12 protein-coding genes are annotated in these 13,770 nt (G+C 40.8%); 7 read left to right on the top strand and 5 right to left on the bottom strand.

The window, feature by feature from the left end:
* Positions 1-2 precede the first annotated feature (2 nt).
* Genes hemC through F7B60_01300 form a run of 3 tightly spaced genes read left to right on the top strand, consistent with a single transcriptional unit; the run spans position 3 to position 2,378 of the window.
* Entirely contained in the window at positions 3-896 is an 894-nt protein-coding gene (gene hemC / locus F7B60_01310) for a hydroxymethylbilane synthase (protein MCE4614155.1), read from the top strand.
* On the top strand, positions 893-1,633 hold the full coding sequence (gene cobA, locus F7B60_01305; protein MCE4614154.1) for a uroporphyrinogen-III C-methyltransferase: 741 nt from the start codon (positions 893-895) through the stop codon (positions 1,631-1,633). The genes hemC and cobA overlap by 4 nt, the downstream gene beginning before the upstream one ends.
* Complete coding sequence (locus F7B60_01300; protein MCE4614153.1) at positions 1,611-2,378, top strand: uroporphyrinogen-III synthase; 768 nt, start codon at positions 1,611-1,613, stop codon at positions 2,376-2,378. The genes cobA and F7B60_01300 overlap by 23 nt, the downstream gene beginning before the upstream one ends.
* A gap of 26 nt (positions 2,379-2,404) precedes the next feature.
* On the opposite strand, the gene F7B60_01295 is transcribed toward F7B60_01300, so the two are convergent.
* Positions 2,405-4,084, bottom strand: a complete 1,680-nt coding sequence (locus tag F7B60_01295; protein ID MCE4614152.1) for a TCP-1/cpn60 chaperonin family protein — start codon at positions 4,082-4,084, stop codon at positions 2,405-2,407.
* 146 nt (positions 4,085-4,230) lie between these two features.
* Here F7B60_01295 and F7B60_01290 point away from each other — a divergent pair, with 146 nt between their 5' ends.
* Complete coding sequence (locus tag F7B60_01290; GenBank protein ID MCE4614151.1) at positions 4,231-5,007, top strand: hypothetical protein; 777 nt, start codon at positions 4,231-4,233, stop codon at positions 5,005-5,007.
* Here F7B60_01290 and F7B60_01285 read toward each other — a convergent pair.
* Both F7B60_01285 and F7B60_01280 read right to left on the bottom strand, forming a co-directional pair.
* Positions 4,933-5,667: a hypothetical protein gene (locus F7B60_01285; protein ID MCE4614150.1), complete on the bottom strand. Its 735-nt coding sequence runs from the start codon at positions 5,665-5,667 to the stop codon at positions 4,933-4,935. The genes F7B60_01290 and F7B60_01285 overlap by 75 nt on opposite strands.
* Positions 5,668-5,683: 16 nt before the next feature.
* Positions 5,684-6,001, bottom strand: coding sequence for a hypothetical protein (locus tag F7B60_01280; protein MCE4614149.1), 318 nt, complete (start codon positions 5,999-6,001; stop codon positions 5,684-5,686).
* 302 nt (positions 6,002-6,303) lie between these two features.
* On the opposite strand from F7B60_01280, the gene F7B60_01275 reads away from it, so the two are divergent.
* From F7B60_01275 to F7B60_01265, 3 genes are all read left to right on the top strand, one after another.
* A complete protein-coding gene (locus F7B60_01275) occupies positions 6,304-8,961 on the top strand; it encodes an adenosylcobalamin-dependent ribonucleoside-diphosphate reductase (GenBank protein MCE4614148.1) in 2,658 nt (885 codons plus the stop codon).
* Positions 8,962-9,126: 165 nt separating this feature from the next.
* Positions 9,127-9,840, top strand: coding sequence for a thioredoxin family protein (locus tag F7B60_01270; GenBank protein MCE4614147.1), 714 nt, complete (start codon positions 9,127-9,129; stop codon positions 9,838-9,840).
* A gap of 87 nt (positions 9,841-9,927) precedes the next feature.
* Positions 9,928-10,299 (top strand): hypothetical protein, encoded by a 372-nt coding sequence (locus F7B60_01265; protein ID MCE4614146.1) that lies wholly within the window; start codon positions 9,928-9,930, stop codon positions 10,297-10,299.
* Between the two features lie 5 nt (positions 10,300-10,304).
* On the opposite strand, the gene F7B60_01260 is transcribed toward F7B60_01265, so the two are convergent.
* Both F7B60_01260 and feoB read right to left on the bottom strand, forming a co-directional pair.
* On the bottom strand, positions 10,305-11,522 hold the full coding sequence (locus F7B60_01260; protein MCE4614145.1) for a hypothetical protein: 1,218 nt from the start codon (positions 11,520-11,522) through the stop codon (positions 10,305-10,307).
* A gap of 109 nt (positions 11,523-11,631) precedes the next feature.
* Complete coding sequence (gene feoB, locus F7B60_01255) at positions 11,632-13,761, bottom strand: ferrous iron transport protein B (GenBank protein ID MCE4614144.1); 2,130 nt, start codon at positions 13,759-13,761, stop codon at positions 11,632-11,634.
* Positions 13,762-13,770: the final 9 nt, after the last annotated feature.

Here is a 13,770-nt window from a genome sequence, read left to right as displayed (position 1 = left end):
TAGTGAAAATACGAATAGCTACTAGGCCAAGCAAGCTAAGTCTCATCCAAGTTGATGTCCTCCTTAGAGAACTCGAGGATAGGTTAGAGTCGATAAACTACGAGATTGTGAAAATCGAGAGTCACGGTGATCTATATTATAATTCTCCCCTTCAAAAGATAGGAGTAGCTGGTGTATTCGAGAAGAACGTGAATAGAGCTATTTTAGAAGGCAAAGCAGATATTGCTGTTCATAGCCTCAAGGACCTACCTTCAATACTAGATTCCAGGTTAACAATTTCATATGTTACAAACAGAGGTGACCCTCGAGATGCATTGGTTCCTGCAAGGGGTAAACAAATAGTTAGCATTAAAGATCTACAACCCGGAAACGTGGTCGGTACTTCGAGTGCTAGAAGAAAAAGCTTACTTCTCCACTATAATCCTAGTTTAACAGTCAGATCTATCCGTGGCAACATTGAGACTCGTTTAAGCAAATTAGGATCGGGATACGATTACATTATAACTTCGGCTGCAGCATTAGATCGAATAGGTTACAACCGACCATTCAAGCGACTCTCATTAAAGGATTTCCTCCCGTCTCCCGGGCAGGGATTTATCGCGGTAACATCTCTTAAGTCAAGCCAAGTTACGAGAATGCTGCGTGACGTGGTTGATAACTTGAATTATAGTGAGGCAATGGCTGAAAGAGAGTTTCTTAAAGAATTGGGTGGAGGATGTAATGTACCGTCTGGAGGATACTGTTGCTTAGAGAGTAACAGATCTATTTGCCGGGGCATTATGTTGTCCCCTGACGGATCACTACTATCATACGCTGAAGCAAGTGGGGACAGAGATGATATCATCAGTGTAGCGTCAAGAACCGCTATTATACTAAAGAAGGGTGTAAAATATTGACCGGCAAGGTATTTATCGTAGGTGGTGGTGTCGGAGACAAGGACTATATAACACTTAAAGGATATAGACTTTTACAATCTGCAAATGCAGTAGTTTACGACCGGCTAATACCGAGAGGCTTGCTTGACTACGCTAATCCTACAGCTGAGTTATTCTATGTGGGAAAGTCTCCTGGATCACATTCCATGAATCAGGGTGAAATAAATGATCTTCTCCTAGACCTCTCCGGGAGATTTAATATCGTTGTGAGACTTAAAGGAGGTGATCCTCTAATTTTCGGTAGAGGCGAAGAGGAGTGTGAATACTTGATTCGAAAAGGTATTAACTGCAAAATCATTCCTGGAATCACTAGCTACTCAGCTACTGCAGCCAAATTTATTATCCCCCTAGCAGGCAGGAATTATACTAGCTCGTTCACAGTTGCTACAGGTCATTTAGCAGAGGAGAAGAAAATAGAGCTAGACTACTCTAAACTAGCTGAAACACCTGGTACGCTTGTGTTATTGATGGCTGCCAGTAAAGCAAAACAGATTCTAAAACAAGTGATGGAGGTAAGAGGCGTAGACGAACACGCAATGATAATCCAGCGACTAGGAATGGAGGACGAGTCTATTTTGTGTGGAAGATTAATGGATTTAACTGAGAAAGTAGAAACTGCCATAGAGAATCCTGCAGTAATTTTCATTGGTAAATCGGTAGAGTTAGGTGTTAAACTTGGCAAATTACAATGCCTGTAAACTATTCTACTTCGGACCGGAGGAACCTGATCTACAAGAGAATGCTGATATTAATCTTCAGTGGATACCCCTAGTCCATATATCTCCTATTGAAAATTCTGGTAAGGAGATACTCGATGCTATAGAGAAGTGTGACTATATTATTTTTACCAGTCCTAGGGGTGTTAGAATAACGAAAGAATTATTCTACAAGCAAGGATTACTAAGCAGTATACTGAACTCGTTGAGTGAGAAATCAATCATCGTTATAGGCGGATCAACGGGTAAAGCAGTGGAAAACGAATTCTATATAAAACCTTGTTGCCTTCCTATCGAGTGGGATAGTTGGGGTTTAGGCGATTTATTATGTGAGATTCACCCAAGATGCTCTCTTCTACTAAGGGCAAGGCAAGCATCTTCTATATTGGAAGAGAAGCTTAAGGATTGCAATATTCATTATAGGAAAGTCGCATTATACGATGTTATTCCAATGAATAAAGTTAGGGGAATAGTTATACCTAAGGGAAGTCCTATTATTCTGTCTTCCTCCCTAATAGCTAGAATATTTATAGAGTATTACGGGTGCCCGAATGATTCCCCCTTAATTGCGCTTGGAAGAACGACTTTGAAAACCATAAACAATATGTGTAGTAGTGTTACTGTATATATACCCAGTCGTCCCTTATTAGAGGAGGCTATTATTCTTGCGAGAAATATAGCATGTAATGCTAGAGAAAAGATCAAGGATAAAAATAAACTACTTTAGAAAAGTTGAAGTTTATTGAGGGAGGTTTAATAGCCTATTCCTCCCATACCGCCCATACCGCCCATACCAGGCATGCCGCCCATACCAGCGCCAGCTTCTCTTCCCCTCTCCTCCTTCTTTGGAGGCGATGCTGATACTAAGTCGTCTATCTTTAGTATTGCAAGGGCTGCTTCTGCAGCACTCTTTATTGCTTGCTTTTTAACTAGTATAGGTTCATACACGTTTATAGCAGTAGTATCCTCAACAACCTTACCATTTAATACATCTATGCCAGCGAATACTTTACCTGCTGAATGATGCTGCCTTAACTTCATCATAGAGTCCAGAGCATCTAGACCTGCACTTTCAGCCAGGATTGTTGGTATTTCCTCAAGTGCTTCCGCAAACGCTTCCACAGCTAGTTGTTGTTTACCCCCCACTTTCCTAGCGAACTCACGCAGTTTTAGAGCTAGCTCTACTTCCGGTGCTCCTCCTCCGCCGACGACCTTCGGGTCTCTCAGTACATTCCTGAGGACGTGGAGTGCATCTTCAATGCTCCTTTCTGCTTCGTCAAGTAGCATGTCGTTCGCTCCTCTCACAAGTATTGTTACACTCTTCGGGTTCTTTGCACCTTCTATATATATCATCTTGTCATTACCTACTTTTCTCTCCTCTACGAGCTCTGCTTCTCCCAGATCCCCTAGTTTGAGGTCTTTGAGTGTACTTATTATTCTAGCACCTGTAGCTTTAGCAATTTTCTCTATGTCACTTCTCTTAACTCTTCTAACAGCCATTACACTGTTTTTAGCTAGATAATGCTGTGCGAGTTCATCGATACCTTTCTGGGTTATGACTACATTGGCTCCTGTTTCAATTATTTTTTCAACCATCTTTTCTATGGCCTTAGTTTCCTTCTCTTTGAATGCCTTGATCTGAGTTGGATCTGTTATATTAATTTTTGCAGTTATCTCCGGCTTCTCTATTTCGAGCGGCATATCAAGTAGAGCTATCTTTGCTTTCTCTACTCTTCTAGGCATGCCGGGATGTACTACTTCCTTATCTAGGACAACCCCTCTAATTAGCGTGGTGTCGGCTAGACTTTCTCCCTTCTTTTTCTCTATCTTTACATGTCCTAGATCTATTCTGAAAGTTCCGTTATCCGTGGGTTCAGCTATCGAGGTTACTGCCTCTACTACTATATCTAGGATCACGTCTTTCTCCGGTCCCGAGCCAATGTATTTACTAGCTAATGCTGTTGCTGCAATTCTCTTGAGTAGATCTCTATCGTTTATATCTACGTTTACAGCTATCTTGTCTAGTTCCTCTACACTTGTGTTCAAAGCATCAACGTAACCGTCAATTATCATTGAAGGATGTATATTCTGGTCTAAGAGAGCCTCTGCTTTCTCTAGGAGGCTTCCAGCTAGAACTACTGCTGTGGTAGTTCCGTCCCCAACTTCAGCGTCCTGTGCTTTGGCTACTTCAATGAGTAACTTAGCTGCTGGGTGTTGTACCTCCATTTCTTTCACTATTGTTGCTCCATCGTTTGTTATTGTTACATCACCAAAACTGTCTACTAGCATTTTATCTAGTCCTCTAGGCCCAAGGCTTGACTTAAGAAGTTCAGCCATAACTCTTGTAGCGAGGATGTTGTTCCTCAGAGCATCTCTTCCCGTTGTTCTTTGGGTTCCTTCTCTAAGTACGAGTACAGGTATTCCTGCTGCCATATTCTGTCACCCCTTCCTACTTGTGCTTCACGTAAAACCATGTAAAATGGCTTCTATATAAATCTTTCTATTAATGTAGTTCTAGTTAAGGCATGCAAACACAATAAGCCAACATAAAAAAATAATACCTGGTTAGAGGGATAGCGATGATAAGAAAATGTAGCATATGCGGTAAAAGGGGTGCAGACTTATACAGGTCATCAAGCGGCGAATACATATGTAGTAAATGCCTAGAAAAGGTTGTAGTAAAAAACGTGAAGAAAACTCTAGGTAAAACTAGAAGACTCACGACAGGGATGAATATACTTATCTATGGAACTTGGCTTTCTCCTATTGAGAGCCTCATCTCCATGAGAATAGTCCCTAGAGTTGAATCAAAATATAAAACAAAAATATCTATTATTATTCCAGGAGATATGTTGAATTACACCCAGAATCTAATTAAATCGCAATGGAGCGTTTCAACTTATAATTATAGATTTAAGGGGAAACAGCTAGCAGAATGCGTTCTAGAAGATATTGAGAATGCTAGGAAAATAGGTTTAGAATCAGGTTTTGACGTTGTTATAACACCTTATTCTCGGTTGCTTCTAATAAAAGCTGGTTTACAGGCCATACTGGCTGGTAGAAAAGATCTAATAAAAGCGTCTAGACCATTTCACGATACTGGTCCACTAGTGATTAGTGCTTTGTTTGGATTGGAGAAGGAACTTATACTGAAATATGCTTTTATACGCGGTTTACCTTTACTGGAGCCCAAGCATTCTTGTAATGAAATGGGTTCTGGCAATATATTATTTAACTTATTGAAAGACAGCCATGAAGTTGAATTCAATTCTCTGAGAACTTTAGAGATCCTCGCCGAGTTCGCGGAGACGGGAAATCACTCTAGCTTTATCTCTTCTAGTGAGGAAGAACATTGACTCAAAAGGCTTTTGAGGCGGCTCAGGGATCCTGATACTATCTGAAAAGTAGAAGAAACCCGTTAATAGGAGTTTTTTTAGAGACTCAGCATCTTGAGAATCTATAAACTCATCTAATAAACGATCAATATTGTTAAACTCCCTGATCTCCTCCTCATTCGGAGAATACCCGCATACCAAGCATCTAAAGTCAGGTGTTAGGCTTTTGAACCTACATCTAGGGCACACTAAATAAAGTTCTGGATGGGTTTTACTCCAGTGCTCCCTGAGTACTTCTATGAGATCATCTCTATTTAATTCGACGAGCTTCTTATACAGAATAGGGGTTATCCTGCTTGACAGTTCAGGATTCCTAGTTACAATGAATTCCACGAGATCCCCCTTCAATCCGTCAAGATTCTCTGCCAGCTTTGCAGTTAACGCCTTCTCAAACAAGCTGATGTTACTTTTAATCCTATTATAAACTGGCCCCGGCTTCGGCTTACTTGACATTTGAGAGGCTATATCCTCAACGATTTCTTGTACCAGAGTTCTTAACATTTCCCTCGGAATTCCTATGACATCATAGCCGTTTTCAATGATTAATCTATCTGTAACTTCCTCCACAAGCGGAGTCAGACCTATTTTCTTTCTCCGTGACTTCCTAGCCGACTCAATCACCTAAAGGAACAGGATGTTAGTTAAATCTTCCTTGAAATAATCCTTTTCGTTGGTAATAAGTTGTTATAAGATAACTTAACACAATGAATAATTCATTTCTCTTCCGCACATAATAGTATTTCAAGCGCCTCTCGAAATCTTTGGGTGATGGTTTCTTATTCTTGAACCAGTTTTTCTTAAGTTTTCTATATATGAAGTCTAGAAGCCTATTGTACTCTCTCTCATCAGGTGTTGGCAACTTGTTCTCGAAAATTAGCCTGTCTATGTCAGCCCATAGTAGTTCATCTATCCTCTCTATGTAGATTACAATATCCCCTTCATGCCTCTTTTTCACAATTATTCACCACTCAACATCTTTATTCTCTATAGGATCATCCCACCATATCATTTCATGTGCTCAAAGAAGGTTTTATGGGTTTGACCAAGATATTGATCAGTATTCCTATTTCAATTACAATTAAATCATTATTCTAGAAGTGATCAATGGTATTACCATTGTAAACTTACGTTATTAATTGGATGGAAACCTGTGGAAAAGGCTAGATTAATCAAGCTCCACACTAAAATGTACTACCTTAGCAATCATGTGTATGGGTATACACGCCCCGCTAACCGACCCGGGAGGATGAAGTCCATATGGTTGTTACTATCATTAAGAAAAACGGTTCAAAGGAAAAGTTCTACTATAGAAAACTTTACAAGAGCATTGAGAGAGCCATTCTTGCCGGAGGATTATCCCGGGATGAGGCTCTCAACCTGTATAATGAAGTAATGTCGCAACTCGCTCACGATAATGTAATTCTTTCAAAGAAAATAAGTGATATAGTAGAGAAAACTATGATCGAGAAAATCCTGGAAAACCCTAAGTGGGAGGAACCCGCGAAGAGATACGCACTTGCTAGAATATATAACGATGTATTTGGAAAGGGGAATTGGTGGGAATTCAATTCCATAGATCTCACATTTACGTTTAACGCGATCAAAGTTCTAGAAGCCCGCTATCTGCTCCGGAATCCTGAAACGTCAAGATACCTTGAAACACCCTATATGCTCCATAAAAGAGTAGCTAAGTTCCTAGCAAAAGTAGAGGAAAGATACGGTAAGGGCGAGGGGGAAATTAAGCAAATAGAAAATGAATTCCTCAGATTACTGAATACCCACAGGTTCAAGCCGAATACCCCCACTCTTATGAATGCTGACACGAAACTGGGGATATTATCCGCTTGCTTCGTTGTTCCAGTAAGAGATTCTATAACAACTCCAAGAGGAGACGGTATATATGATGCTCTCAGAGCTCAGGCTATAATATTCCAGCAGGGAGGAGGCACAGGCTTTGACTTCTCAGAGCTAAGGCCCAGGAATGATGCTGTCTCTTCCACAGCTGGAGTCTCAAGCGGTCCTATAAGCTTCATGAGACTATTCGATGTCAACACTGATGTGATAAAGCAAGGAGGAAAGCGTAGAGGTGCAAACATGGGTGTAATGCATGTATGGCATCCTGATATAATGGATTTTGTAAAAGCGAAGACAGGAGCACTTAAGGACGCTAATTTACAGAACTTCAATATAAGTGTAGGAGTATACGATTCGTTTATGAAGGCGCTCGAGAATGGTGAGAAATGGCCTCTTGTAAACCCACGTAAAACAGATTTACTCGGCCTAAAGGACAGCAGATACTACGCCATCGTCGAGGCAAGACATAGCATTAGGGAAGACTGGGTGAAAGATATATTAGCCAAAGAGCTTGAGGAGAAAGGTTCAGTACCCTATGAAGACTCCCTCTTGATAACGATGGAAGAAGCATTGTCAATTGCCGAGTCAAAAGGAGCTATAGTAGACTGGGTTGATCCTAGTAAGATCTTCAAAGAAATATACACCTCTGCATGGGAGGGAGGAGACCCTGGCATGCTTTTCATTGACGAGATAAACCGGAGACATCCTACATGGTATCTTGGTAAGATAAACGCTACAAACCCTTGTGGAGAGGAACCCTTGCTTGAATGGGAGAACTGTAACCTAGGAAGCATTAACTTGGAGAAGTATGTTTATGAGGATGAGAAAGATGTACCACACATTGACTGGGAAGGCCTAGCTAAAGATGTCATGGTTGCTGTACGGTTCCTAGATAACGTTATCGACGCTAATAGGCATCCATTACCCCAGATAACAGGAGCTAACTTGAAGACTAGGAAAGTTGGGCTAGGAGTTATGGGATGGGCTAGGATGCTGATAAGACTAAGAATACCTTACGATAGTCAGGATGCTGTGAAACTAGCTTGGATAGTCGGCGAGTGGATAACATATTACTCCTACAAGGAGAGCATGCTGTTGGCTAAGGAGAAAGGCACCTTCCCTGCTTGGAACCCCGATTTATACCGGTTTGTTTGGAGAACAAAGAAGCATGACAATCCGGAAGACCTTTTGTCAATCGCTGGTTTACCCGTCAAAGGTGAAGGTATAGCGGGAAGACTCCTTAGAGAGAGAGGCAAAGTTGACTGGGATAAATTAGAGGAAGAAATAAAGGGAACCGGTCTAAGAAACGCTGCATTACTAAGTATAGCACCAACAGGGACTATAAGTATACTCTCTGGTGCCAGCAGTAGTATAGAACCATTATTTGCATTAGCATTTATGAGGTTCGTGAGTGTAGGGCAATTCATAGAGGTAGACAGCCTCTTCCTGAAGGATCTAGCCAAATATGAGCTAGATGACCCTGAACTAATACTTGAGATAGCTCAAACCGGCAGTATAGCTGGTAACAAGTATCTACCTAGAACACTAAGGAAAGTCTATAAAGTTGCACACGACATTGACCCCGAATGGCATCTCCTACACCAAGCAGCTTGGCAAGCTTGGGTCGATGCTGGTGTAAGTAAAACTGTTAACTTACGTCAAGACGAACCACCTGAAACTGTCAGGAGAGTATATCTGCTAGCATGGAAGCTCGGCGTCAAAGGTATCACAATATATAGAGATAGAAGTAAGAGTACCCAAGTAATAGAGTTTGGCGTTAAAAAAGAACCACAGCCGGATAAGGTTAGCAAGGAGAAACAAGTAGTTGAAAGGACAGTGCCTGAAGAGCCTAAGCCTGCTCTTATTATTGAGGCTGAGTCAAAGAGTGAAGAAACCGCTATAGAGAATGTTGAAGTGACAAGTGAGCCGAGTGGTAGTGAGACTAGGGAGACAGCTGGGAAGGCTAAGGTTAGGCTTGGTAGAGGTAAGGTTTCGAAGATCATCGAAGTGGTTACTGCAAGTGAAGACTATGCGGGCGGATGCTTGACCTGCGATGCCTAACTCTAGCTTTCTTACGTTTAGTAAAGTTTCTTAATAGGGAGGCATGCTATCCTAGGTATTATTTGCTTGCTTTTCCAAGGGTTTATCGCTGTTAAACGCATGTTAAACTATTATAATCTTGTTGTAACTCTAAACTTTCATCTTGCATAGCCGAGGTGGAAAGCAGTGTACCCGATAAAATTTGAGTTATCCGAGGATGAGAGAAATGAAGCTATAGAGACTCTTAGTGAGATGCTCGATCCGGTTGAGATTCATATATTTGTATCAAACAATTGCCCAACGTGCGGTGAGACAATAAAACTGGTCGAGTTCGTAAAAGAGAGCGCTCCTGACGGTAAAGTGATTACCAAAGTATTCGATAAAGCAAAGAACCATACAGTTCTTGAGAAAGAAGGTGTTAGAAGAATCCCCACATTAACACTACTGGATGGCATGATTAAATATACTGGTATACCATCTGGAGAGGAGTTTAGAGGTTTTATTGAGACCATTATGAGGCTTAGTGAAGGTGAATCAGGCTTAGAGGATGAGACAGGGAGGAAACTTGTAAGACTCGGTAGGGACATTTATGTTGAAGTAATAGTCACACCACCTTGTCCATATTGCCCATATGCCGCTCTATTATCAAATATGTTTGCATTTGAGAGCTGGAAGACGGGTTCAAAAAGATATGTATCAGATATAGTTGAAGCCTACGAGAACCCGGATATAGCTGATAGATATAATGTCCAGAGCGTACCCACAATAACAATTAACGGCGTTAAGGTGTTCATCGGTCTTCCCGTGGAAGAGGACTTCATTAATTATGTGGAATATGCTGACCGCGGCGAGATTGAGAAGATGAAGATGAAGGATTACGGGGACGCTACAGGGCTCTAGCCTTCTATACAGATATTCACTCTCTTGTATGTAGGTGAAATATATAACGCCTGTTAATCATTCTTCTCCTTATCAGGTGTTACTTATTTGTATGACGGAGATGGTGAACCGCAGATAAGTAATAGCGATATGGAAGAAATAATGTTCCCTTGCGAAATTGCTGCCAAGTATGTTCTTCCAGCGATAAGAGCAGCCTTAGCAATAGTTTTAACAGAAGAATACGGGTTCACTAGCTATAGAGTTGCAAAAATGCTCAATCTAACACCAGCAGCAATAACCAATTATAAGAAAGGGAAAAGGGGGATAAAGCTTATAGATAGAATCCTGAACTGCCCGGAAACCAGGCAGCACATAGAAGATATTGCATTTGCTATATCGAATAAACAATATGAGCCTGCATTATTCCATGAGAAAACTTGTAGTATATGTAAGATAATTCGGGGAGTAAGGGAATCCTAGATCAATCATTCTCTCATTCTCAATAGGAAAGATAAACTTCTCTTAATTCTCACTTTAACCTGTCCATAATAATGACTTGGTAGGCTTATCCTCACTCTGTCATAGAGAGGTTCTAATATATTGTTATCCTGAGATGCTTCAGAAACAACTCCTGTAAACTTTAACTCTCCTAGACAAACATTCTCTCCGGGGTTATACAGGTTCAGCAACAGTTCATCCTTATTAAAGTCTATGTAATCGATTAAACCACATCCAACTCTTAGCGAGGCGATGGGTAGCTTGATCCTTTTAGTGGTATATCCGTCTAACTCAACTACAGGGGCCATTGAATTATATAGGCCCTTCAAACTCGCCAAAGGAGGGTTTTCCGAGACGAGTATAGGATATTCGTCCTTGAATGATTCTACTCTAAGGATACCGTTGTTTAGTGAAGCCCTTACGGGAGAGGGTGAAACTATAGTTAGTACCCTTCCATCTACCCCCTCAAGCGAGATTACAGGTGATATTATACTCTCTCCTTCCTCCATTCTTCCATGCACAAAGCTATATGGATGAAGGAATGTCAGTCTTGGTCGGTAGTAGTTTGTCTCGAATTCAAGTATACTTGAATTTTTTAAATAGAATAAACCTGTAATTCTATTGCGATCTATATACCCTGTCCATTCCTTATTATCTATTCGGGCATAACCTTTTCTACCCATCCAAACAGATCGATAATTCTCTATTGGTTTAATCCTCATAGTCTTCCTAGAAACCTTCATCTCAATGGAATATACTGGCCTAGATGATCCAGCTGTAAGAGGACGAATATTAGGGGTTCCATAACAGGTTCCGTCGCTCCCGCAAACAGAGCCTGGGAAAGGTCTAGATGAAACCTTAAAGTCGTTCACACTTGTGTATATTGAGGTATTAAGCCATACATTGAATCCCTCCTTCTCCATAAGGAGGGATTCCTGTAGAGCTAACTTGATAAGCCATGCAGAACTAATGTTTTGGCCTATATTAAAAACACAATCTTTAGTGGGAGGAGCCGGTTGGTCAGTGACTAGCTGACCGGCTTTGCCGGGGCATTCTCCTATTATCGTATATGTGCCATGAAGCCATTTTATGCAATCAGGAGGCTCGGTTTTGTATCCCAGTTTATTCACCAATATTGGCATGCTAGTTATCCTAGATGCTTTATCCCATTCTATGAAAACAGGTTTATTCTTCAAGCAATCCACAACAGACCACTCTCCTAGTTGGTGGGTCGGTTCGCGGTAATGTCTTCATCAATCCCAGGGGGCAAGTGTCCTCATCCCCACCCATTAGCACCCTGATATTATAGTCAGCCTAAATTATAATGTGAAGTAGATATCCTATATATCCTGCTGATAAAGCTAGTGCAATACTATATAATGCGAAAAGGAGTATATAGGACATTTTCCTAGTCTCCGTATACATAGCTGCTAGTGTTGCAATGCATGGAAAGTATAACGTCACAATCAAGAGGAAACCGAATGCTTGAGCATGAGTCAGTCCAAGAGATGCAACAGCTTTTATCGGATCTCCGATGCTTGTGGCTTGTACAATGGTTGATAGTACGACTTCCTTGGCAACTAAACCTACAATAAGTGATAAAGTTAGAATATTTGCGTAGATGCCTTTTATGTTTAGAGGATGTAAGATAAAGCTGAGTTTCTCACCTATTAATTCCCCAAAAGACCCGCTTATAGTTCCTGTGTATCCTTGAGGTCCGTAGTTAACGATTGTCCAAGTTATTATACTCATCACAAAGATGACTGTTCCAGCCTTTTTAATAAAGTGGAGGGTATTATCACGTGTTATCCAGTAAACGACTTTCCATGATGGTTTATGAAGATAAGGTAATTCTAGGACTAAAGGGGTTCTTCTTTCTACACCCAGTTTCCCTTTGAAGAAAACACTTGCTATAACGCTTGTAAATAATGCAGCAAATATACCTGCACCGTAAAGTCCAAGGACAGCTAGAGTTTTTGTTATAGGATCGTGGAAGAAGGCATCGGCGAAGGCTAGTATAACTACTAGTCTAGCTTGACAAGGTATGAAAGGCACTGCCCATAGAGATTTAACTCTCTCCTCTATACTCGAGGCTCGCGTTGCATAAACTCCTGGTACATTACACCCTAGCGATATAAATAGTGGGAAGACACTTCGTCCTGTTAACCCGAACGGCTCTAAGAAGGGGTGTAGACTGGAAGCAATACGGGAAATAACACCCGTATCTTCTAGTATTCCGAGAAAGAAGTAGACCATAAGAATTAGTGGGACGAAGCTGAGTACTGCTCCTACTCCACCTATTATCCCGTTCCCCAGTAAGTCTCCACCTTGACCACCTATATAATTATATACGCTTGTTGCTAACCAATCGAAGAATTCTCCTAGAAGAGAGGTAAGACTGTACTCTTCGACTATGGCTGCTGCATTATGATAACCTGTGTAATCTAAGATTACATTTAGTGGGAAACCGGTGTTCACAGAGAAAACAGCTAGGAAGACTATAAAGATTAAAAGTAAACTGTTAATCGGTCCTAATATAGGATGTGTTAGTAACTTATCTATTCTATCCATGATTATTGATTCCTTTGTTCTAACAATATGTTTGCTTGCAAGCTGGTCAACAAACTGGTATCGTTTTTCGAATATTATTTGACTTAACCCAGACGAGAAAGCTTTGGATGCTTCCTCTTCTAGTTCTTGAACTCTAGCCTTCAGGTTATTTGGTATTTTATCGAATATTACAAGGTCCTTCATTAGGAGGGATATTGCTGTATATCTCGTCGATAAGCAATAATCCGCTGAAAAATTTATTAAGTCTGTATTACCTTCAAGCATGTTTATATAAGCTTCTAAAGGACCATAGTTTATTTTTAAAGAAGTAAACCCGCTTTTCTCCGTAGGTTTAATAGATATGGCTTCTTTTAATTCTTCTAAACCTATCCCCTCTAAAGCCGAGGTCTCAATTATATTCACACCCAACTCTCTCTTTAGACCTTCAACGTCAATGTGGATTCCTAGACCATGCATTACCGCCTTCTTTGTAAGAATTCCTATAACCTTACTTCCAAAAGCCTCTATGGCTTGGATCAGAAGTCCCAGGCTTTTCTCCGGTGTCGTCGCGTCTATTAGAACCGCTATCCAGTCAGGTTTATTGTCCAGTATGAATGCCTCGGCTATTTTTTCTTCTAGTGTAGTAGGGTATAAACTATAAGTTCCAGGCAAATCCGCTATACATATTGTTCCCCTAAGTGTTTTAATCTTACCGATCTCTACATCCACAGTTACTCCAGGCCAGTTCGCTACTAATACATTTCCTCCTGTAAGAATATTGAATAAAGTAGATTTCCCTGTATTAGGAGGACCCAAGAGAACTACTTTGACTGTACAGCCTTCAAGTATATTAACATGGTATGTTTGATCCTTGGAGTCCCTTTCACCTTCCAATAGAAAAAT

Origin of the sequence: Candidatus Tiamatella incendiivivens (assembly GCA_015522635.1) — an archaeon.
Taxonomy (GTDB): domain Archaea; phylum Thermoproteota; class Thermoprotei_A; order Sulfolobales; family Acidilobaceae; genus Tiamatella; species Tiamatella incendiivivens.
The sequence above is the reverse complement of the archived record's forward strand: the minus strand, read 5'-3'. Positions and strand labels throughout refer to the sequence as shown.

Excerpts from the sequence above, each read along its gene's own strand:
- F7B60_01295 (MCE4614152.1), bottom strand. The coding sequence starts at position 4,084 with ATGGCAGCAGGAATACCTGTACTCGTACTTAGAGAAGGAACCCAAAGA.
- F7B60_01290 (MCE4614151.1), top strand. The coding sequence starts at position 4,231 with ATGATAAGAAAATGTAGCATATGCGGTAAAAGGGGTGCAGACTTATAC.
- F7B60_01275 (MCE4614148.1), top strand. The coding sequence starts at position 6,304 with ATGGTTGTTACTATCATTAAGAAAAACGGTTCAAAGGAAAAGTTCTAC.